Raw genomic sequence first — 19,675 nt, forward strand, 5'->3', positions numbered from 1 at the left:
GTCAGCCCTCCTCGAATGTCTTGGCGACGTCCATGACGTACTCGCCGTAGCCCGACTTCGCCTGGCTCTCGCCGAGCGCGTAGCAGGCCGCGGCGTCGATGAAGCCCATCCGCATCGCGATCTCCTCGATGCACGCGATCCGGATGCCCTGCCGGTTCTCCAGCACCCTGACGTACTCGCCGGCTTCGAGGAGCGACTCGTGCGTCCCGGTGTCGAGCCACGCGAACCCGCGGCCCAGATCGACCAGCCGGGCCGTCCCGCGGTTCATGTACTCGCGGTTGACGTCGGTGATCTCCAGTTCGCCGCGCGCCGACGGGCGCAGGCCCTTCGCGATCTCGACGACGTCGTTGTCGTAGAAGTACAGCCCGGTCACGGCGCGGTTCGAGCGCGGCCGGGCCGGCTTCTCCTCGATCGAGAGCAGCCGGCCCTGCGCGTCGGCCTCGGCCACGCCGTACCGCTGCGGGTCGCGCACCTCGTAGCCGAAGAGCACACAGGACCAGTCGCCGCGCTCGACGTCCGTGATCGACGACTGCAGCAGCCCGGAGAAGCCCGGGCCGTGGAAGATGTTGTCGCCCAGCACGAGCGCGGCGGGAGCGTCGCCGATGTGGTCGGCGCCGATCACGAACGCCTCCGCGAGGCCGTTCGGCGCGGCCTGCTCGGCGTAGTCGATCGTCAGCCCCAGCTCCTCGCCGGTGCCGAGCAATCTGCGGAAGACCGGCAGGTCGTGCGGGGTGGAGATGAGCAGGATCTCCCTGATCCCGGCCAGCATCAGCGCCGAGAGCGGGTAGTAGATCATCGGCTTGTCGTAGACCGGCAGCAGCTGCTTCGAGACCGCGCGGGTGATCGGATGCAGCCGTGTGCCGGAACCACCGGCCAGAACGATGCCCTTCATCGGGGCAGATGGTGTCACGTCGGCGGGCGACCCGTTCGGGTCAGGAGTAGACCGCGAGCGTGAGCGTTCCCACCCAGAGCACCGCGAGCACCTGCAGCACGCGGTCGCCCAGCGCGATCTCCTCCGGCTCGCCGCCGTTGCCGGAGTCGACGTCGACGGCGTAGCGCAGTACCGCGACCACGAACGGGACGATCGAGACCGCCGACCAGATCGGGTTGTGCTGCTCCTCGCGGATCTGGAACGCCCACAGCGAGTAGTTGACGATCAGCACCGTGGCCGAGAGCGCCCACACGAACCGCAGGTACGACGCCGAGTAGCTCTCCAGCGACTTGCGGATCTTCGCGCCGGTGCGCTCGGCGAGCATCATCTCGGCGTAGCGCTTGCCGGCCACCATGAACAGCGAACCGAACCCGGCGACGAGCAGGAACCACTGCGAGAGCGGGATGTCCGTCGCCGCGCCGCCCGCGATGGCCCGCAGCAGGAAGCCGGAGGCGACGATGCAGATGTCGAGCACCGGCTGGTGCTTCAACCAGAAGCAGTACGAGAGCTGGACCGCGATGTAGACCGCGACCACGACCACGAGGCCCCAGCTCGCGATGAAGCTGATCGCGAGCGCGCCCGCGAGCAGCAGCACGGCGACCGCGACGGCCAGCTTCGGCGGGACGATCCCCGCGGCGATCGGCCGGTTGCGCTTGGTCGGGTGCGCCCGGTCGGCCTCGACGTCGTTGGCGTCGTTGACCAGGTAGATGCCGGAGGCGGCCAGCGAGAACGCCACGAAGGCGATCGCGAGGTTCGTCACGATGCCGGGCATCAGCAGATCGCCGCTGGCGAACGGAGCTGCCAGCACGAGCACGTTCTTCACCCACTGGCGAGGGCGCATCGTCTTGAGCACACCCAGCGCCATGCCGACGGGTGAGCGGTGCGGCACCTCGTGCTGCGCTGGGACGTCCGTGCTGGTCATCGCGATCCCTTTCGGAAAGCCCTCCTGGTCACCGCGGCGACGGCGGCGCCGAGCACCGAGCCGGCCAGCACGTCGGTGGGGTAGTGCACGCCGAGCACGAGCCTGGACACGGCCATCGGCGGGACGATCAGCGGAACGAGCGGGACCCCGACGAGGCCTCCGTAGAGGACGGCGGCCGCGGTGGTCGACGTGGCGTGCGCCGAGGGGAAGCTGAGCTTGCTCGGTGTGCCGACGAGCACCTCGACGCTCGGGTCGTCCGGACGAGCCCTGCGCACCACCCGCTTCACCCCGACGGACGCGCCGTGCGCCAGCGCCACACCGGCGGTGGCGACGAGCCACTCGCGGCGACGGCGGCGGTCCACGAGCGCGCCCAGCGCGCCGAGCGCGAGCCAGCCGCCCGCGTGCTCACCGAAGAGCGACATGCCGCGGGCCGTGCGCACGATCTGCGGGTGGCCGGCCGTGCGCTGCACGGCGGCCAATGCGCGGATCTCCGCTGGTGGTGGCGCGGCTGCGACCAGCGTGGCCGTCCCCGGCGGACGGGTGGTGGGGCCGGGACGGTCGAGTAGCTCGGCCACGAGGGCGGGCCTCCAGTGCGGCGCGGCCCGGGTGGGCTGCGTCCGATCGGGTGCGTGACGACCCCTGATGCTACGCGCGGCAGTCTCATCGGCAGCCGTCACCATGCCTTCAAGCAACTCTCTGGCACTCTGCCGCGCGTGACGGAGACGCCTTCGACGGTGGGGGACGGCGCGGTCGGTGCGCTGGGGATGACGGTTCCGGTGGTGCAAGCGCCGATCGGCGGAGCGGCGACGCCGCAGCTCGCCGCGGCGGTCAGCGGAGCGGGCGGGCTCGGGATGCTCGCGCTCTCGTGGTCGGACCCGGCGCAGATCCGCAGTGCGATCGAGCGGACGGGCGCGCTGACGTCCCGGACGTTCGGTGCGAACCTCGTGCTCGACCGTCCGCAGTTCGAGCGGCTGGAGCTCTGCCTCGCGGCCGGGGTGCGGGTGATCTCGACGTTCTGGGGCGACCCGGCGCCGTACTCCGCACCGATCCACGCCGCCGGTGCGCTGCACCTGCACACGGTCGCGTCGGCCGCCGAGGCGCGCCGGGCGGTCGCCGCAGGCGTCGATGTCGTCGTCGCGCAGGGCTGGGAGGCGGGCGGGCACGTCTGGGGTGAGGTCGGCACGTTGGCGCTGGTCCCCGCGGTGGTCGACGCCGTCCACCCGGTGCCGGTGATCGCGGCAGGCGGGATCGCGGATCGCCGCGGGCTCGCCGCCGTGCTCGCGCTCGGCGCGGTCGCGGGCTGGATCGGCACCCGCTTCCTGCTCGCGGAGGAGTCGGGCGCCCATCCCGGCTACCGCGCCGCCGTGGCGGCGGCTGCCGAGACGGACACCCTGCTCAGCGAGCTGTTCGACGGCGGGTGGCCGGACGCGCCGCACCGCACGCTGCGCAACAGCACCGTCCGCGAATGGCTCGCGGCCGGGTCCCCGCCTCCCGGATCGCGGCCGGGCGAGGGCGAGCAGGTCGCCGTGCGCAGGGGCGAGCCGCAGCTGCGCTACAGCAGCGACATCCCGACCACGGGCGTCGAGGGCGACGTCGAGGCGATGGTGCACTACGCCGGCCAGGGAGTGGGGCTGGTCCGCGACGTGAAGCCGGCCGCCGAGATCGTCCGCGAGCTGGTGGGGGGGCGCCGGCTCCGGTCGGTGACGCTCCCGCGCCACGAGGGCAGGAAAGCCACTTTCAGGCCCTGTGGGGGCAGGAAGGTGGCTTTCCTGCCCTCCCCGCGGCCGCGCCCGGTCCTGCCGTCCTCGCTTCTAGGTGAGTCTGGCTAGCTCCGGGACTACTTCGGCGGGGCCCGGTAGTGCCGCGATCTCCTGCTGGACCTCGCGGGCGGCCGCAGCGAGCTCGTCGTCGGCGATGAGCCGGCGCAGCACCTCGGCGGTGATGCTCCGCGACGGCGCGGCGAGCCCGGCGCCGCGGCGGGCGATCAGGTCGGCGTTGATCCGACGGTCGCCGATGCCCGGCACGACGAGCTGCGGGATGCCGGCGACGAGCGCGCCGAGCACGGTGCCGGCGCCGCCGTGGTGCACGACCGCGGTGCAGTGCGGGAGCACCTGGTCGAGCGGCACCCAGCCGACCGTGCGGACGTTGCCCGGCAACTTCGCCTCGGACGCCGGCCTGACCAGCACGATCTCGGCGTCGACGGCCGCGGCGGCGCGCACGACGGCCGGGATCGGGTCGGCGCCGGGACCACCGTTGATCGTGCTCCGGCTCACCACGATCCGCGGGCGGTCGGCCGGGCGCGCCAGCCACTCCGGCACGGCGCCCTGACCGCTCCACGGGACCGTGCGCAGCGACAACCCCGGTCGGGGCCCGACGACGCTGGGCGGCGCGATGTCGAGCGCGAGCGCGGCGGGTGGCAGCGCACCCAGCCCGTGCCGCTCGATGACGGCGGAACGCAGCTCCTCGACGTCCATCAGCGCGTTGCCGTGCAGGACCGCCGGCACGCCGAGCTCCGCCGCGACGATCGGCGCCGCGATCGCCATCGGGTCGTGCACGACCAGGTCCGGCCGCCACTGTGCGGCGAGCGCGCGCACGGGCGCGACGATCCCGGCGTTGATCGATTGCAGCACCAGCGCCGCCCCGGCCGCACCACCGCGACCAGTAGCCACTTTCGCCGAGAGCACCGGGTTGCCGAGCACCAGCCGCCACGCGGACGTGGGCGGCAGGTCGGCGCCGACGTCGTGCACCGTGAGCGGCCCGGTATCGGCCACGAGCGCGTCGCCGCCGGTCGCCAGCTGGACGTCGTGCCCGGCGGCACGCAGCGCGACGGCCAGCGGGAGCATCGGCAGTGTGTGCCCGACCAGCGGCAGGGCGACGATGAGTACGCGCACAAAGCCCAGACTAGGAGCGGTGACGGTCCGTACATTGGTGCGGGTGCAGGCCCCCCGATTGGTAGCGACCGACGTCGACGGCACCCTGCTCGACCCGTCCGAGAAGGTCACGCCGCGCGCGGCCGCAGTGATCGGCAGGCTGGTTGCGGCGGGCACCGGCTTCGTGCTGGTCACCGGGCGGCCGCCGCGCTGGATCCCGTCCGTCGCCGCGCAGCTCGGGGTGGCCAGGCTCGCGGTGTGCGCCAACGGCGGCGTGCTCTACGACGTCGTGGCCGACGAGATCGTCTGGGCGCGGACCCTGGACGTCGCGCTGCTTGGCGAGCTGGCCGCGGCGGTGACCGGGACGTTCCCGGAGTGCGGGCTCGCCGTGGAACGCGTCGGCGAACGCGCGCTGGAGGGCAACGTGGCGAACTTCGTCGCCGAGCCTGCTTACAAGCATGCCTGGCCCGACGCCGACCATGGCGTCACCGAGCGTGCCGAGCTGCTCGGGCTGCCCGCCGTGAAGATGCTGGTCCGCTGCGCCGAGCTGAGCAGCGACGCGATGGTGGCGGCGCTCTCGCCCGTGCTCGGCGGCGCCGCCGACATCACGTTCTCCAGCCCGCGCGGGCTGGTCGAGATCTCCCCGCCGCGGGTCACGAAGGCAACCGGGCTGGCCGAGGTCGCCTCGACGTTCGGGGTGGAGCAGGCCGACGTCATCGCGTTCGGCGACATGCCGAACGACCTGGAGATGCTGCGGTGGGCCGGGCACGGCGTCGCGATGGGCAACGCGCACCCGGCGCTGCTCGACGTCGCGGACGAGGTGACGTCGAGCAACGCCGAGGACGGGCTGGCGCTGGTGCTGGAGCGCTGGTTCTGACGCTTACGCGTCCAGCCGGATCGGCATCAGCAGCGAGACCGAGCGCGGCGAGCGGATGACCAGCGGGGCGAGCGGCCCGTCGAGCTCCAGCTGCAGCTGACCGGGCCCGCCCGCGTCGAAAGCTTCGAGGAGGAACTCGCGGTTCACCCCGACGCCGGCCGCGGCGGGCCGGCCCTGCTCGTCGAGCGCGAGCACCTCGATGCGGGAGCCGTCGGGCTCGTCGCGAACCTGGTGGGCGGGCGCCGTCCGCAATGCCGTCACATCGACGAGAATCCCGTCGCGGGCCGCGGGCAGCAGCGGCCGGTAGTCGGGGAACGCGTCGGGCAGCAGCGGCCCGGCGACGTCCCCGCTGGTCAGCGACTCGCCGTCGACGGTGATGGGCACGTCGCCGCTCGCCGTGGCGATCTCGTCGAGCAGGGGCGCCGGGACGACCACCCGCACCGGATCGGCCGGCTCAGCGAGCGTGACCTCGGCGAGCGCGAGCCGGTACCGGTCGGTCGCAACGAGCGTGAGCATCGAACCGTCGACCTCGAGCAGCACCCCCGAGAGCACCGGCAGGTCGGGATCGGCGCCGACGGCGAACCGGACCGCGCGCAAGGCGTCGGAGAGCGCGGCGGCGGGCACGGTGAAGGTGGTTGCGGACATGGCGGGCTCCTCGGGGCTCAGCAGTGACGTGACCGAGGAGAGCGCGCGGCGGGCGTCGGCGAGCCGCTGTTCGAGGCTGCGCACGTGCGCGTCGAGCAGGACGTCGACGTGCGCGGGGTCGGCGCGGTGCGCCAGCACCTCCCGGATGCCGGCGACCGGCATCCCGACCCTGCGCAGCACCGCGACCAGCTTCGCGACCGCGAGCTGCTCGGGCGCGTACGACCGGTACCCGGTGTCCGGGTCGACGCGGGCCGGGCGCAGCACGCCCGCGCCGTCGTAGAACCGCAGCGCGCTGACCGTCAGCCCCGACTCCCGCGACATCGCCCCGATGCCCCGCAAGCTCTCCACCCCACGACCCTCGGGCCTCGACATGGTCGAGAGTCAACCGAGCCGGTTGCGGGTGGGTGGCTGGGAGTGCCAGGAAAGTGGCTTTCCTGTCCTGTGGTGCCAGGAAAGTGGCTTTCCTGGCAACGTGTGCGGTGCGTCCCCGGCCGTCACTCGTGCGGCACGACCCACCTACAGGATCGCAACCGCGACCACGAGACCGAGCGCCAGGTGCGCGGCCGACACCACGAAGGCCTGCGGGCGGACGGTGTCGGCGGTGAGGACGGTGCCGATGTCGATCCCGGTGACCCACTCCAGCAGCCGCACGCCGCCGACCTGCGCGATGATCCCGACCAGCCCGAAGATCAGCGAGGCCAGCACGCCCTCCAGCAGCGCGCCGGACGACGAGTAGATCGCCGTCACGACGATGAACGCCATGCTGATCATCCCGGCGGCGGTGACGATCACCGCGTTCGGCAGGCCTTCCTTGACCATGCGGTTGAGCTTGCCCGGCGTCGTCAGGTCGACGGCGAAGAAGCCGAGCAGCATGAGCAGCACGCCGAGCACGGCGTAGAGCAGGATCGCGCCGATACCGCGGCCGATCACGGCGAAGAAGCTCGGGTCGATCACGTAGTCCTCCAGTGCGCGGGGAGCTGTACTGCTTGTTCAGGTCTGTGGGATGCGGTGCGGTACGAAGGCTGCGCCGTCGTCGGTCACGAGCCCGACGGTCTCGCGGATGCCGAGGCCGGCGGAGGTGTCGCCGACGATCCACGCGCCCAGCGCGGGACGGTATCCGTCGAAGACGGGCAGCGGGTCGAAGAGCTGGTAGACGTACCCTTCCTCGCCGTAGACGCCACCCGTCTGGTGTTCCATGCCGGGCGCGACGATCGCGATGTTGGCGCCCTCCCGGCCCAGCCGCGGCTTGCGGACGTACTCGGTGAGCATCCCGGGCTGGTCCAGGTAGGCCGGCAGCAGGTTGGGGTGGCCGGGGTACATCTCCCACAGCACGGCGAGCAGCGCCTTGTTGGAGAGCAGCGTCTTCCACAGCGGCTCGATCCACAGCGTCTCGGGGAGGCTGCGCAGCACGTGCTTGCCGAAGTCGTCGCTGAGCACCCACTCCCACGGGTAGAGCTTGAAGATCGCCGCCATCTGCGATTCCTCGAGGTCGACGAAGCGGTCGAGCGCCGCGTCCCACCCGATGTCCTCGATCGCGAGCCCAACGGTGTCGAGCCCGGCCTCCGCCGCGGTCTCCTGCAGGTAGCCGACGGTGACGTGGTCCTCGCCCGTCGAGTCGCCGCTCGACCAGGTGAAGTAGACCTCGCTGCTCGGCAACCGGTCCTTGATCAGGCCCCACCGCTCGACGAGCTGCTCGTGCAGCGAGTTCCACTGGTCGTCGTCGGGGTGGGTGTCCTTCAGCCAGTTCCACTGCAGGATCGACGCTTCCAGCAGCGTCGTCGGCGTGTCGGCGTTGTACTCCAGCAGCTTCGCCGGCCCGCCGCCGTCGTAGCGGATGTCGAACCGGCCGTACACGTGCGGGTCGTTGCGCTTCCACGACGCCGCGACGGCCTCCCACGAGTGCTCGGGCAGCGCGAAGTCGCGGAACCGCTCGGCCGTGACCACGTGGTCGACGGCTTCGAGGCACATCGAGTGGATGACCTCGACGTCCGCTTCGAGCGAGAGCACCTCGTCCATCGAGAAGACGTAGTGCACCGACTCGTCCCAGTACGGCCGGGGCGAGCCGCCCTCGCCGCGCCCGGGTGTCCCGTACACCATGCCCTGCTCGCGGACCTTGGTCTCCCAGTCGGGGCGGGGTGCGCCCGTGTGGCGTTCCATCCGGTCGCGCGCCTACGAGCCGCTGGAGCCGGAGTTGGAAACCCCGAGACCGCCGCGGCTGACGTTGCTGTTGTCCGTGGTGCCGGCCGAGGTGCCGCCCGGCGACGGCGACGGCGAGTTGAAGGTCGAGCTGCCCGACCCGAGCACAGTCGTCTTGCCGGAGAGCGTCTTGACCTTCGTCCCGTAGCGCGGCACCACGGTCGTCCCGCCGCTCACGCGCGTGCCGACGGTGCTGTTCGAGCCGTAGTGGTAGTGGTACTGCCGGCCGTTGGCGCCGATGAAGATCGGGTAGGCGCCGCCGTGGCTGTAGACACCGCTCGCGGCGGGGGTCACGCAGTTCGCGTCGTCGACGACCACCTCGCTGTCCTCCTCGACGCACCGGGCGTCGACGTCGTCGTCGTCCTGCACCACGGCGTAGCCGACGGCGATCACGGCGACCAGCCCGACGGTGACCCCGGCACCGATCAGGATGCGCTTGCGCTTCTTGCGGGACTTCTCATCGGCCGCCGCCTGCGCCCGCGCCGCCTCTTCCTGCCGGCGAAGTGCCTGTTCACGGGCCTTCTGCTCGGCGAGAGTCGGTTCCCGCGGCGTTGTCGACCCGTCCTGGAACCGCATCCGCCCAGCGGACGACAGCTCCTCGTCGTCGTCTGGCATCGAGTTCCCCCTCGTGACGCTCAGCGGTCCACCCCGCGCGCCGGAACCGTACCGGGAAGCGGACTGGCGTGTGTAGCTCACACGGGCGCGTCGAGCGGACGATTGAGTGACGATGCTGCACGCTTGCAGCACGACGACGACCGATCGTCGCCTCGCCGCGTGCCCCATTGACAGGTAACGGCATGATGACGGTTGACATGGACGTACTCCCCACCGCTCCCGTGAGGGTCGTCCGGGAGGCCGGTGCTCCCCAGCGCACCGGCCGGCACGGGTCCCCCAGCCCTGCAGCCCGGAACGCACCCGCGGGCGGCCCAGCCCCCGCAGGCCGCCCAGCCGGTTCCCCGACCGGCCGTACGGCGTTCGAGCCGAAGCTCGTCCGCCGGTTCGTCACGGCGATCCTGATCGGCGCCGCGACGATGCTCGGTGTCGCAACTCTCGACACGTTCGCCGGCGCCACCGTCCCCGTGCTCGGCACGTTCGCGTCGCTGCCGGCGCCGGAGGGCTCGCGCGGGTTCATGTCGGAACCGCCCCCGTCGGCGCCCGGCACGTGCCTGAACTGGACGCGGCCCGACGCGGCCGACGCCGAGGTCGTCGAGTGCAGCGCCCCGCACCTGTTCGAGCAGGCCGGCTCGGTGGCGCTCACCGACCAGAGCAACCTGCCGGACGACCGGCAGTGGCGCCAGCTCGTGAACGAGCGCTGCGGCGAGGTAGTGACCGGCTACCTGGGCGGCAAGTACGACCCGGCCGGCAAGTTCCGGATCGGCGCGCTCAAGCCCTCCCCCACGAAGTGGGCCGACGGCGACCGCGAGCTGCGCTGCGGCCTGCAGAGCGCATCGAAGACCGGCGCCCTGTTCGCGATGGCGGGGCGAGCTGCGGACAGCGATCAGTCCGGCGTCCACGAGCCCGGCACCTGCCTCGCCATCGACGGCCGCGAGATCGGCGACCCGGCCGACTGCGCCGGGCCGCACGCGGTCGAGACGGTCGGCGTCGTCGACCTCAGCAGCAAGTTCGCTGAAGGCTTCCCGCAGATCGGCGACCAGGACGGGTACCTGCAGCAGGAATGCAGCAAGATCGCCGGCGAGTACGCGGGCGGGCCCGACGTCGTCGCGTCGAAGAAGCTCACGGTCTACTGGGACAACCTGAACGAGCCTTCATGGGCCGCCGGCACCCGCAAGGTCAACTGCAACCTCGGCGCGCTGCTGCCCGACCGCAGCGGGTTCGCCCCGGTCACCGGCTCGGTCAAGGGCCCGGTGCAGGTCGGCGAGAACCCCGCGCCGCCCGCGCAGAGCACACCCGGTGTGCCCGCCCCGACCAACCCGCCCGGCGAGGATCCCCCGGGCGAGGAGCCGGAGCAGCCGCCGGTGACGCTGCCGCCGGTCGTCGAACCGACCAAGCCTGCGGAGCCGACCCCGCCGCCGAACACCGGTGAGCCGCCGACGAGCGCTCCGCAGACCACCACCGCAGCACCGGCGCCGACCAGCGGGGCCTGACAGGCAGGCCGACGAGTGGACATGACCCGGCGCCGGTTCGAGGAGCTGGTCGCCGACGCGCTCGACTCGATCCCGCCGGAGCTCACCGCGGCGATGGACAACGTCGTGGTGCTCGTCGGCGACCGCAACCCGGAGGAGCCGAGCCTGCTCGGCCTCTACGAGGGCATCGCGCTGACCGAGCGCACGTCGACGTACGGCTGGGTGCTGCCCGACCGGATCACGATCTACCAGGACGCGATCCTCGACATCTGCGACGACGAGGACGACGTCGTGCACGAGGTGGCCGTCACCGTGGTGCACGAGGTGGCGCACCACTTCGGCATCGACGAGGAGACGCTGCACGAACTGGGCTGGGGGTAGCCCGGCAGCGGATTCCTGGCTAGGAGGGTCCTCCTAGTCCGGCGCCCCGCCCGTGACGTCGCCGGGCACCGGGGGCCGGTCGCCGGTGTCCCACAGCTCCAGCACCCAGCCGCACTCGACGGTGGGCTCGGCGCGCAGGATCACGAGGCCGGTGTTGGGCAGCCACAACGTCTCGGCCGTGTCGCCGAGCAGCGCCGCGGCGGCCAGGCGGATCGCCGCGCCGTGGCTGACGAGCACCACGGTGCCCGGTTCCGTGTTCACGATGCCCTGCACGGCGGGGACGAACCGGTCGCGCAGCTCGTGCGCCGATTCGCCGCCGGGCAGGTGCGCGTCGAGGTCGCCCTGCCACCAGGCGTTGTAGACCTTCTCGAACTGCTGGAGCGCCTCGACGTCGTTGCGGCCTTCGAGCTCGCCGACGAACACCTCGTGCACGCCCTCGACGACCTGGACGGGCAGCTCGTGCGCCGCGGCGACCGGGGCGGCGGTCTGCTGCGCCCTGGTGGCCACCGAGGCGTGCACGGCCGTCACCGGCTCGTGCGCGAGCCGCTTGCCGAGTGCGGCGGCCTGGTCGAGGCCTTCCGCGTTGAGCGGCGCTCCCGGCGGGCGCGAGTCGAGGATCCGGTTGACGTTGGAGTCGGTCTGCCCGTGCCTGGCGAGCACCAACCGCGAAACGCTCATGACTGCACTCCCGTCCGCACCCGCGCAAGCCAGTCCTGCGCTTCGGCGAATTCCTCCGCCGCCGAGCCGCCGAGCGGCACCACGGCCCCTACGGGCGCCGCTGACCCCCCGTTGCCGGTGAGGGCACGCGGATAGGACCCGAGGAAGCGGACGCGGTCGCAGCGCCTGTACAGGGCGGCGAGGGCCTCTCCCATCGCAGGCTCCGCGACGTGTCCCGTGCAGTCGAGGTGGAACCAGTACTCGGCGTGCAGGTCCTTGATCGGGCGCGACTCGATGCGGGTCAGGTCGATCCCACGCACCGCGAGCTCCGTCAGCAACCCGAGCAGCGCTCCCGGCCGGTTCTGCGTGGTCGCGGCGAGCGTCGTGCGGTCGTTGCCCGTCGGCGCCGGCGGCGGCCGCAACGGCGCGACCAGCGCGAACCGGGTGACCGCATCGGGGTTGTCCGCGACGTCGTCCGCGAAGATCGTCAGGCCGTGCTGCTCGGCGGCCACAGGAGCCGCGACGGCGGCGTCGAACTCGCCGCGGGCCACCTGCGCCGCCGCTTCGGCCGTCGACGACGAGAGCAGCACCTCGGCGTCCGGGAGGTGGGTGGCCAGCCAGCCGCGGGTCTGCGCGATGCCGTGCGTGTGCGATGCGACCGTGCGGATGTCGGCCGCGGCCGTACCCGGGCGCACCATCACGGCGAACCGGACGGCGAGCAGCGTCTCCTTGACGATCACCAGCGGCGGGTCGGCGATGAGGCCGTCGAGCACGGCCGGGACCGCTCCCTCGACCGTGTTCTCGATCGGGACGCACCCGAGGTCGACCGATCCGGAACGGACCGCGGCGAGCACGGCCGGGCTACCGGGACACGGCACCAGTTCGGCGCCGGCCGCCTCCGGGAGCGACCGCAACGCCTGCTCGGTGAACGTGGCGTGCGGTCCGAGGAACGCGATTCGGGGCACCCGGCCGACTGTAGCGGGCGGCGCTCCTAAGGCTCAGGCCAGCAGGCCCAGCTTCGTGAGCTGCTCGGCGGGTTCGGCGTCGAGCTCGGCGCCGCAGCGGGCGAGCATCTTGCGCACGCCGGTCACCTGCTGCTCGGAGAGCGCCTCGAGCTCGGCGGCCAGCGCCGGGCCGTCGGTGCTCTCGAGCGCAGCGGGCACGTCGCCGTCGTTGAGCACCCGCGACACGGCGACGATCAGGTTGATGAAGCCGTGCCCGCTCTCCGAACGGATCGCCTCGCGCATGCCGAGCGTGGTGAACCCGCGCTCGGCGTTGACGGCGACCGCGACGAAGCTCGCGACGTCCGAGACGGGCGGCACGTCGGAGACCCGCGAGCCGCCGCAGCGCAGCTTCGGTGCGCACCCGTGGTCGGCGACCCGGCGCACGGCGTCGAGCCACACGGCGGTGCCGTCGGTCTCGTTCGCGTGCGGGCGGCGCGGCTCGACGACGGCGACGACGTCCTCCGGCACGAACTCCGAGACCCGTTCCAGCCACATCGCGTCGACGTCGGGCGGCGCGGCCGTCTCGACGGTGCGCGCGGTGAGCAGCGTCTGGCGCGAGAACACCGTGGAGAGCGCCTTCGGGACCGCGCCGAGGCCGGTGTCGACCACGAGCGAGAGGTCGACGGGACGATCGGGCGAGGCCTTGGCGAGCGCCGCGACCACGGCCGCGAGCCGCGACACCGGGCACACGAGCTGCCCGACGATCCCGCCGTGTCGTCCGTCACGCGCTTCGAGGTATCGCGTCACCACCACGTCGGCCGCGGGGGCCGTCGCACGGGGTTGGAGGAGGCTCGTGTCGTCCACGAGCTGGGCAAAAACCGGAGGTATGGCCAATGCGTCTTCTCCGGCCGCCGTCGTCACGGTCCCAGACGCTAACGGGTGCCCCTCTTCGTCTCCAAAACGGCTGATCGGAAGCGGGTGTGGACACCGAATCCGCCGGCGCTATAGCTTAGGCTCACCTAACTCGGAGGTGACCCGTTGGGCTCGACCCGCCTGCGCCGCCCGCCCGCGCCCGCTGCGGCCGAACGCGCTCGTAGCATCGCCGCGCGCGGCGGCAGCGCCTCGCTCGTCGGCACCGGTGCGCCTCCCGCGAGCCCGATCGTGCACCACGTGCGCGCCGACGGCTCGACGGTCCTGCTGCTCTCCGACGACGAGCCCGTGCTGGAACGCGTCCGCGGCGCCGGCGCCGACGGCTGCGCGGTGATGCTGGAGCTGACCGACCGCGCGCCCGTCGAGCTCCGGGAGCCCGTCCGCGCGCTGCTGTGGATCACCGGGACGCTCCGGGCGCCGAACCTCATCTGCGCCCGGCGCATCGCGGTCGGCGTCGCGGAGGCCCAGCCGCACCCACGGCTGCTCGACCTCGGCCACGGCGCGACGCTCGTGCGGCTCGACCCGGGATCGGCCGTCCTCTCCGACGCGGAGGGCAGCGCTGCGCTCTCCCCCGTCGAGCTCGCCCGCGCGAAGCCCGACCCGTTCTGCCGCTACGAGCAGCAGTGGCTCGCGCACCTCGAAGAGGCGCACCCGGAGCTCTTCCTCGCGCTCTCGCGGCACCTGCCGACCACGCTGCGCGACACCCGCGGGGCGCGGATCCGCCCGCTCGGCGTCGACCGCTGCGGGCTGCGGCTGCGCGTCGAGGCGCCGGAGCGCGACCACGACGTCCGGTTGGCGTGGGACGAGGAGGCGACCACCGTGGAGCAGCTGCGCAAGGAGCTCGGCAAGCTCGTCGGATGCCCGTTCCAGGGCGCCGCGAGCACCTGAGACCCCGAACTTCCCCACCGTTTTGTGCACCTGCGCGCCTTTTTGGCGCGCAGGTGCACAAAACGGTGGGGATTTTGGACGGGTGGTCAGGCCTTGTCGAGCGAGACGTCCGCCTTCGCGAACGGCGAGCGGCCGGCGCGCACGCTCGTCGTGACCTTGCGCTCGGCGAGGAACGACGCGATCGGGATGGTCCCGGCCAGCAGGATGACCAGCGCGTCCAGCGGCCGCCAGCGGCAACGCTCGGCGAGCACCAGCGTGCAGACGATGTAGGCCATGTACAGGAAGCCGTGCGCGACGCCGACGATCGCGACCAGCCACGGCTGGCCGAAGAAGTACTTGAGCGGCATCGCCACGAACACGAGCAGGAGCAGACCGACGCCGGTGACGTACGCGGCGATGCGGTAGGCGAGCAGAAGTCCGTTCGGGGGCGTCACGGGCTCGTTCACGATCCTTCTGGACGCCGGGCGAGCTCGGCCAGCATCCGGTTGTAGGCAGCGAGCTCCGGGTCGTCCTCATCGGTGACGACCGGCAGGGCACTGCTGGCGGGGCGCGGTCCGAACGGCGACGGCCCGGTGGGCGGCTGCGCTGCGGCAGGCCGGGGCGCCGCGGCGGCCTGGGGAGCCGCGGTCGGCTCGACGGGCGCCGCGTCCGGCTCGCCGAGCTTCGCGGCCTCCATCCGGAGGAGGCGGAACCACATGACGGCGAAGAACACCGCGAAGACCGGCCACTGCAGCCCGTAACCGACGTTGAGAGCGCTGCCCATCGCGGAGCCGGCCCGCTGCCATTGCCAGACCGCGAGCCAGCCACATGTGGCCATCGCACCGAGCGTGAGCAGGTGCCACATGATCCAGCGCGGAGAGAGGACCAGCTGTCGCACGCGACCAGACTACGCCGGGCCCTCCCACCGGCCATCTACCGGCTGTAGAAATTCGGTGTTGCTACCGTCCGCAACCGTGACCCAGTGGTTGTCGCCCGTGCACACGGGCACCCCTGTCGTTCAGGACGCGCGGGCGCGCCGGCTCATCGGTCTCGAGGTGCTGGTCGTCTTCACGGTCACGCTCGGGCTCTCGGCGCTGCGCAGCGCACTCAACCTGATCGGCGCGCTGCTGCAGCCGGTGCCGCTGAACGAGCAGCAGGTGGCGCTCAACGCACCTGCCGCGCAGCAGGACCTCCTCGACCTCGCCTTCCAGCTCACCTGGGTGCTCCAGCTCGTCGGCTACGGAGCGCTCGGCGCGTACCTGCTGGTCAGAGCAGGGTTCGCGCTGCGGTCCGTCGGGCTCGACGCGAGCCGACCGCTGCGTGACGGGCTCGGCTCGGCCGGGCTCGCCGCGCTGATCGGGATCCCGGGGCTCGGCCTGTACCTGATCGCGCGCGCGATCGGCGTGAGCGTGACGATCCAGCCCTCGACGCTCGACGACACCTGGTGGCGGATCCCGGTCCTGCTGCTCTCCGCGGGGGCGAACAGCTGGGCCGAGGAGATCGTGATGGTCGGCTACCTGCTGACGCGCCTGCGCCAGCTGGGGTGGTCGGAGAACCGGTCGTTGCTGGTGCAGGCGCTGATCCGCGGCAGCTACCACCTCTACCAAGGCCTTGGCGGCTTCGTCGGCAACATCGTCATGGGGCTGGTGTTCGGGCGCGTGTGGCAGCGCACCAACCGGCTGTGGGTGCTGGTCGGCGCGCACGCCCTCATCGACATCGTCGCCTTCGCCGGCTACGCGCTCATCGGCGGCAAGGTGAGCTGGCTGCCGTAACTTCCCCATCGTTTTGGGCACTTGCGCGCCGGTGGAGCGCGCATCCACCCAAAACGGTGGGGAAGTTCGGGTCAGCGCTCTTCGAGGATCTGGTGGCGCATCCTGAGCATCATGTTCTCCGCGCCGGGCTGGACGCCGGAGTCGCCGAACAGCTCGTCGATGCGGCCGGGGATGTCCTCCGGGTCCCAGCGCTTCCCGTCGTTCGTCACCTCGGCGACGCTGGTGAACGGCTGGTAGATCTCGATGCTGTCGCCCTGCACGCCGAACACCTTGCCGCTGATGTAGTCGGAGGCGTCCGAGCACAGGAACGCGACGAGCGGCGCGACGTTCTCCGGCGCGAAGAAGTCGAACTCGCCCCGCTTGATCGACTCGTCGCGCTTGTCGCGGAACTCCTGGGGCATGAGGTCGAGCGTCATGCGGGTCAGCGCCGTGGGCGCGATCGCGTTGCTCGTGATCCCGTTCCGCGCGCCTTCCATCGCCATGATCGTCGAGAACGCGGCGATGCCGGCCTTCGCGGCGCCGTAGTTCGCCTGCCCGAAGTTGCCCAGCAGCCCCGAGGTCGACGCCGTGTGCACGAGGTGGCCGCCGCGCTTGGCCTCCTTCCAGTGCCGGACGGCGGCGCGGGTCGGGAGGAAGTGCCCGCGCAGGTGCACCCAGACCACGGCGTCCCAGTCGTCGTCGGTCATCTTCGCGAGCGTGCGGTCGCGCAGGATGCCGGCGTTGTTCACGAGCGCGTCGAGCTGCCCGAACGTCGAGACGGCGGTGCTCACCAGCGCATCGGCCGTCGCCGCCTCGGCGACGTCGCCGCTCACCGCGACGGCTCGCCCGCCGGCCGCGGTGATCTCCTTGGCGACGGACTCGCCGGCGTCGGCGTCGAACTCGCCGACCACGACGGCCGCGCCCTGCGCCGCGCATTCGAGTGCCTCACCGCGCCCGATGCCGCGACCGGCACCGGTGACGATCACGACCTTACCGTCCAGTAGACCCATGGGTCGGAGCATAAGCTCCGCAGGTCAGCGGAGGGTGACCTGCTTGCCCGCCAGCGCGTCGCGGGCTCTGCGCTCGGCATCGGTCAGCGGCTCGTCGATCGCCAGCGCCGCGTCGAGGCGCGACGCGAAGGCGGCGACGGGCTCCGACCACTCCTTGGCGTGCAGCTCGCGGTCGAGGTCCCACACCGGGACGAGCAGCCCGTGCGCCCGGAACGCGCCCGCGTACTTGGTGCCCTCGCCGAGGCCGAGCTCGCCGCGGGCCTGCAGCCTGGCCAGCGCGGCCATCAGCTGCTCCTCCGGCTCCGGCCGGACCCAGCGCAGGTGCGCCTTCGAGCCGGTGTCGACCCAGTACGCGGCGCGGACGCCGGCCGCGGCGATCGGCTCGGTCGGCATGATGATCGCGTTCGCGCGCTCCAGCGTGGCCGCGACGTCCGGCGCCGGTTCGGAGCCGTCGGCGGCCGGTGGGATCCACCAGCCGAAGTCGGCGTGCATGGTGAGGTCGAGCGGCGCGTCGACGTCGATCACGTCCTGCAGCCTGACCAGCTCGGATCCGCCGATGCCGGGGCCGACGACCTGCAGCGAATCGCCCGGCTCGGCGTCCTGCGCCCAGCGCAGAGCCCGGGCGAGGTCGGCGGAGAGGTCGCCGGAACGGGTCTGCACCTGCATCCCGATCAGGATCTCGCCGTCGACCCTGACCAGCGCCGCCGCCGCGCCGGGCAGCACCGTCGCGATCGTGACCGGACGGTCCCCTGCCGCACGCAGCGGGAGCGGTGCCGTGGCCGACGGCAGGAACTCCCGCATCGCCACCAGGTCGCACTCCGCCGCGAGACCCTCGAACGGCCTGATGACGATCACGTCGTCGCCGGCGCCGTGGCAGGCCTTGAACCGCTTGCCTGATCCGCACGGGCACGGGCGGCGCGGGTTCTCCCCCGCTGCCGCCTCCGCGCGTGCGCGTGTCTTCTTCGCCATGGTCCGTCAGACGTTATCGGTCGGGTTCGGGCTCGTCGTCATCAGGCGGCTCGGCGCCGGTGACGGCCCGCACTTCCATCTCCGCGAACCGGCGCTTCGCCATGTCGTCGCGCTGCCCGACCCACGTGCCGACAGCGGCGAGCAGGAACGCCGCCGGGATCGCCACCAGCCCCGGGTTGGCCAGCGGGAACACCGCGATGTCGAGGCCGGGCAGCATCGACGACGGCGTGCCCGTGGCGGCCGGCGAGAACACCACCAGCAGCAGCGAGAGCGCCGTCCCGCCGTAGATGCCGCACAACGCGCCGGTGGTGTTGAACTCGCGCCAGAACAGCGCGTAGACCAGCGACGGGAGGTTCGCCGAGGCCGCGACGGCCAGCGCGAGCGCAAGCAGCACGGCGACGTTCTGCCCGTTCACGAGCACCGCGCCGGCGGTGGCCACAACGCCGACCACAACCACCGCAACCCGCGCGACCCCGAGCTCCGCGTGGTTGCGCCGGGTCCCGTACAGATCGCGGGAGAACGACGTGGCCGCGGCGATCAGCATCCCCGTCGCCACCCCGAGCACGGTCGTGAACACCGCGGCGGCGACCAGCCCGAGCAGCGGCGCGCCGCCGAGGCGGTGCGCGAGCAGCGGCACCGCGGAGTTGGACGCTCCGGGCGCGGCCAGCACGGTCTGCGCGCCCACGAGCGCCGCGGCCCCGAAGCCGATCACGATCACGAGCAGCAGGAACGTCCCGACCAGCCAGATCGCCCATGCGACGGAACGGCGCGCGGTCGGCCCGTCCGCCACGGTGTAGAAGCGCATCACGACGTGCGGCATGCTTGCGGGCCCGAGCACGGCCGCGATCGCGAGCGAGAGGAAGTCGAGCTTCGCGAGCGCCCCGCTGCCGAACTGCAGGCCCGGTGCGAGCAGCTGTTCCCCCGCGTGCGGGCTGTTGGCCACCGCGGCGCCGAGGAGCGCGGAGCCGTCGAACCCGTACCGGCCCAGCACCCACGCCGCCAGCACCGCCCCGGTGACGACCAGCAGGTTCGCCTTGAGGATCTGCACCCACGTGATGCCCCGCATCCCGCCCGCGAGCACACAGCCGATCACAACCGCGCCGACGCACGCGATGACGACGCTCTGCAGGAACCGGTTGTCGCTGCCGATCCCGAGCAGCAGGCTCGCCATCCCGCCGACCGCCGCGATCTGCACGACCAGCAGCAGGATCGTGATCAGCAGCGTCGCCGCGGCGACCGCCTTGCGCACCGCGCGGTCGCGCAACCGGAACGCGATGACGTCGCCCAGCGTGGTCCGGCCCGTGTTCCGCGTCCACTCGCCCACCAGCAGCAGCGCGACCAGCCACGCGACGAGCGCCGCGACGGCGAGCAGCAGGCCGTCGTAGCCGTAGACGGCGATCGCGCCGGCAACGCCCAGGAACGTGGCGGCGGACAGGTAGCCGCCGGTCAGCGCCATGCCGTTCTGCGTGGCGGTGAACCCGCGGCCGGCCGTGAAGAACTCCGCCGCGCCGCGTTCCGGTCGGCGCGAGCGCAGGACGACCACGAGGATCACCACGGCGGACGCCCCGATGGCGGCAACGTTCGCGAGAACGTCGGCAGGTGCCTGCTGGGTGAGCGCGACCATCATCGTCGACCTCCTGC

22 protein-coding genes are annotated in these 19,675 nt (G+C 72.4%); 6 read left to right on the forward strand and 16 right to left on the reverse strand.

The features are described 5' to 3' along the window. Position 1 precedes the first annotated feature (1 nt). Genes rfbA through LL648_RS04355 form a run of 3 tightly spaced genes read right to left on the reverse strand, consistent with a single transcriptional unit; the run spans position 2 to position 2,428 of the window. Entirely contained in the window at positions 2-892 is an 891-nt protein-coding gene (gene rfbA, locus LL648_RS04345; protein ID WP_232661092.1) for a glucose-1-phosphate thymidylyltransferase RfbA, read from the reverse strand. A 40-nt stretch (positions 893-932) separates the two neighbouring features. Next, the gene (locus LL648_RS04350; RefSeq protein WP_255684514.1) at positions 933-1,853 is read right to left on the reverse strand and encodes a decaprenyl-phosphate phosphoribosyltransferase; all 921 of its coding nucleotides are present in this window, start codon (positions 1,851-1,853) and stop codon (positions 933-935) included. Continuing rightward, positions 1,850-2,428: a phosphatase PAP2 family protein gene (locus LL648_RS04355; RefSeq protein ID WP_374111983.1), complete on the reverse strand. Its 579-nt coding sequence runs from the start codon at positions 2,426-2,428 to the stop codon at positions 1,850-1,852. Before LL648_RS04355 ends, LL648_RS04350 begins: the two co-directional genes overlap by 4 nt. Before the next feature lie 138 nt (positions 2,429-2,566). Here LL648_RS04355 and LL648_RS04360 point away from each other — a divergent pair, with 138 nt between their 5' ends. Beyond that, positions 2,567-3,682, forward strand: coding sequence for an NAD(P)H-dependent flavin oxidoreductase (locus LL648_RS04360; RefSeq protein ID WP_232661093.1), 1,116 nt, complete (start codon positions 2,567-2,569; stop codon positions 3,680-3,682). Here the strand turns inward: LL648_RS04360 and LL648_RS04365 are convergent. Beyond that, the gene (locus tag LL648_RS04365; protein ID WP_232661094.1) at positions 3,665-4,744 is read right to left on the reverse strand and encodes a nucleotide disphospho-sugar-binding domain-containing protein; all 1,080 of its coding nucleotides are present in this window, start codon (positions 4,742-4,744) and stop codon (positions 3,665-3,667) included. The two genes, LL648_RS04360 and LL648_RS04365, sit on opposite strands and share 18 nt — an antisense overlap. Before the next feature lie 43 nt (positions 4,745-4,787). On the opposite strand from LL648_RS04365, the gene LL648_RS04370 reads away from it, so the two are divergent. Beyond that, positions 4,788-5,600 carry an HAD family hydrolase gene (locus LL648_RS04370; protein WP_232661095.1) on the forward strand — a complete coding sequence of 271 codons (813 nt, stop codon included), beginning with the start codon at positions 4,788-4,790 and terminating at the stop codon, positions 5,598-5,600. Between the two features lie 3 nt (positions 5,601-5,603). On the opposite strand, the gene LL648_RS04375 is transcribed toward LL648_RS04370, so the two are convergent. The 4 genes from LL648_RS04375 to LL648_RS04390 all read right to left on the reverse strand — a co-directional run bounded on the left by LL648_RS04375 (position 5,604) and on the right by LL648_RS04390 (position 9,056). After that, on the reverse strand, positions 5,604-6,617 hold the full coding sequence (locus LL648_RS04375; protein WP_232661096.1) for a MerR family transcriptional regulator: 1,014 nt from the start codon (positions 6,615-6,617) through the stop codon (positions 5,604-5,606). Between the two features lie 144 nt (positions 6,618-6,761). After that, positions 6,762-7,199: a DUF350 domain-containing protein gene (locus tag LL648_RS04380; RefSeq protein ID WP_232661097.1), complete on the reverse strand. Its 438-nt coding sequence runs from the start codon at positions 7,197-7,199 to the stop codon at positions 6,762-6,764. A gap of 36 nt (positions 7,200-7,235) precedes the next feature. After that, positions 7,236-8,402, reverse strand: a complete 1,167-nt coding sequence (locus tag LL648_RS04385) for a glutathionylspermidine synthase family protein (protein WP_232661098.1) — start codon at positions 8,400-8,402, stop codon at positions 7,236-7,238. A 12-nt stretch (positions 8,403-8,414) separates the two neighbouring features. Beyond that, complete coding sequence (locus LL648_RS04390; protein WP_232661099.1) at positions 8,415-9,056, reverse strand: hypothetical protein; 642 nt, start codon at positions 9,054-9,056, stop codon at positions 8,415-8,417. A 182-nt stretch (positions 9,057-9,238) separates the two neighbouring features. Here LL648_RS04390 and LL648_RS44810 point away from each other — a divergent pair, with 182 nt between their 5' ends. Further along, positions 9,239-10,546: a septum formation family protein gene (locus LL648_RS44810; RefSeq protein ID WP_305080772.1), complete on the forward strand. Its 1,308-nt coding sequence runs from the start codon at positions 9,239-9,241 to the stop codon at positions 10,544-10,546. Positions 10,547-10,567: 21 nt separating this feature from the next. After that, a complete protein-coding gene (locus tag LL648_RS04405; RefSeq protein ID WP_232661100.1) occupies positions 10,568-10,906 on the forward strand; it encodes a metallopeptidase family protein in 339 nt (112 codons plus the stop codon). A gap of 33 nt (positions 10,907-10,939) precedes the next feature. Here the strand turns inward: LL648_RS04405 and LL648_RS04410 are convergent, their stop codons facing one another. From LL648_RS04410 to LL648_RS04420, 3 genes are read right to left on the reverse strand one after another with little or no spacing between them, the layout of a single operon-like run. Further along, the gene (locus tag LL648_RS04410; RefSeq protein WP_232661101.1) at positions 10,940-11,584 is read right to left on the reverse strand and encodes a histidine phosphatase family protein; all 645 of its coding nucleotides are present in this window, start codon (positions 11,582-11,584) and stop codon (positions 10,940-10,942) included. Then, on the reverse strand, positions 11,581-12,528 hold the full coding sequence (gene pheA / locus LL648_RS04415; RefSeq protein WP_232661102.1) for a prephenate dehydratase: 948 nt from the start codon (positions 12,526-12,528) through the stop codon (positions 11,581-11,583). The genes LL648_RS04410 and pheA overlap by 4 nt, the downstream gene beginning before the upstream one ends. A gap of 33 nt (positions 12,529-12,561) precedes the next feature. Continuing rightward, a complete protein-coding gene (locus LL648_RS04420; protein WP_232661103.1) occupies positions 12,562-13,371 on the reverse strand; it encodes a hypothetical protein in 810 nt (269 codons plus the stop codon). A gap of 174 nt (positions 13,372-13,545) precedes the next feature. On the opposite strand from LL648_RS04420, the gene LL648_RS04425 reads away from it, so the two are divergent. Next, positions 13,546-14,325, forward strand: a complete 780-nt coding sequence (locus LL648_RS04425; RefSeq protein WP_232661104.1) for a DUF2470 domain-containing protein — start codon at positions 13,546-13,548, stop codon at positions 14,323-14,325. 86 nt (positions 14,326-14,411) lie between these two features. Here the strand turns inward: LL648_RS04425 and LL648_RS04430 are convergent, their stop codons facing one another. Together LL648_RS04430 and LL648_RS04435 are read right to left on the reverse strand one after the other, a co-directional pair. Then, the gene (locus LL648_RS04430; protein ID WP_232661105.1) at positions 14,412-14,771 is read right to left on the reverse strand and encodes a DUF3817 domain-containing protein; all 360 of its coding nucleotides are present in this window, start codon (positions 14,769-14,771) and stop codon (positions 14,412-14,414) included. Beyond that, positions 14,768-15,202 carry a hypothetical protein gene (locus LL648_RS04435; protein ID WP_232661106.1) on the reverse strand — a complete coding sequence of 145 codons (435 nt, stop codon included), beginning with the start codon at positions 15,200-15,202 and terminating at the stop codon, positions 14,768-14,770. Before LL648_RS04435 ends, LL648_RS04430 begins: the two co-directional genes overlap by 4 nt. A gap of 76 nt (positions 15,203-15,278) precedes the next feature. On the opposite strand from LL648_RS04435, the gene LL648_RS04440 reads away from it, so the two are divergent. Beyond that, entirely contained in the window at positions 15,279-16,076 is a 798-nt protein-coding gene (locus tag LL648_RS04440) for a CPBP family intramembrane glutamic endopeptidase (protein WP_232661107.1), read from the forward strand. 71 nt (positions 16,077-16,147) lie between these two features. Here LL648_RS04440 and LL648_RS04445 read toward each other — a convergent pair whose 3' ends face one another. Genes LL648_RS04445 through LL648_RS04455 form a run of 3 tightly spaced genes read right to left on the reverse strand, consistent with a single transcriptional unit; the run spans position 16,148 to position 19,661 of the window. Beyond that, positions 16,148-17,065 carry an SDR family NAD(P)-dependent oxidoreductase gene (locus LL648_RS04445; RefSeq protein ID WP_232661108.1) on the reverse strand — a complete coding sequence of 306 codons (918 nt, stop codon included), beginning with the start codon at positions 17,063-17,065 and terminating at the stop codon, positions 16,148-16,150. 24 nt (positions 17,066-17,089) lie between these two features. Then, positions 17,090-18,034: a DUF5926 family protein gene (locus LL648_RS04450; protein ID WP_232661109.1), complete on the reverse strand. Its 945-nt coding sequence runs from the start codon at positions 18,032-18,034 to the stop codon at positions 17,090-17,092. 13 nt (positions 18,035-18,047) lie between these two features. Beyond that, a complete protein-coding gene (locus LL648_RS04455; protein WP_232661110.1) occupies positions 18,048-19,661 on the reverse strand; it encodes a solute symporter family protein in 1,614 nt (537 codons plus the stop codon). Positions 19,662-19,675 lie beyond the last annotated feature (14 nt).

This window comes from Pseudonocardia sp. TRM90224, from assembly GCF_021245725.1.
Taxonomy (GTDB): Bacteria; Actinomycetota; Actinomycetes; order Mycobacteriales; family Pseudonocardiaceae; genus Pseudonocardia.

Excerpts from the sequence above, each read along its gene's own strand:
- rfbA (WP_232661092.1), bottom strand. The coding sequence starts at position 892 with ATGAAGGGCATCGTTCTGGCCGGTGGTTCCGGCACACGGCTGCATCCG.
- LL648_RS04350 (WP_255684514.1), bottom strand. The coding sequence starts at position 1,853 with ATGACCAGCACGGACGTCCCAGCGCAGCACGAGGTGCCGCACCGCTCA.
- LL648_RS04375 (WP_232661096.1), bottom strand. The coding sequence starts at position 6,617 with ATGTCGAGGCCCGAGGGTCGTGGGGTGGAGAGCTTGCGGGGCATCGGG.
- LL648_RS04385 (WP_232661098.1), bottom strand. The coding sequence starts at position 8,402 with ATGGAACGCCACACGGGCGCACCCCGCCCCGACTGGGAGACCAAGGTC.
- LL648_RS04390 (WP_232661099.1), bottom strand. The coding sequence starts at position 9,056 with ATGCCAGACGACGACGAGGAGCTGTCGTCCGCTGGGCGGATGCGGTTC.
- LL648_RS44810 (WP_305080772.1), top strand. The coding sequence starts at position 9,239 with ATGATGACGGTTGACATGGACGTACTCCCCACCGCTCCCGTGAGGGTC.
- LL648_RS04405 (WP_232661100.1), top strand. The coding sequence starts at position 10,568 with ATGACCCGGCGCCGGTTCGAGGAGCTGGTCGCCGACGCGCTCGACTCG.
- LL648_RS04410 (WP_232661101.1), bottom strand. The coding sequence starts at position 11,584 with ATGAGCGTTTCGCGGTTGGTGCTCGCCAGGCACGGGCAGACCGACTCC.
- LL648_RS04445 (WP_232661108.1), bottom strand. The coding sequence starts at position 17,065 with ATGGGTCTACTGGACGGTAAGGTCGTGATCGTCACCGGTGCCGGTCGC.
- LL648_RS04450 (WP_232661109.1), bottom strand. The coding sequence starts at position 18,034 with ATGGCGAAGAAGACACGCGCACGCGCGGAGGCGGCAGCGGGGGAGAAC.
- LL648_RS04455 (WP_232661110.1), bottom strand. The coding sequence starts at position 19,661 with ATGATGGTCGCGCTCACCCAGCAGGCACCTGCCGACGTTCTCGCGAAC.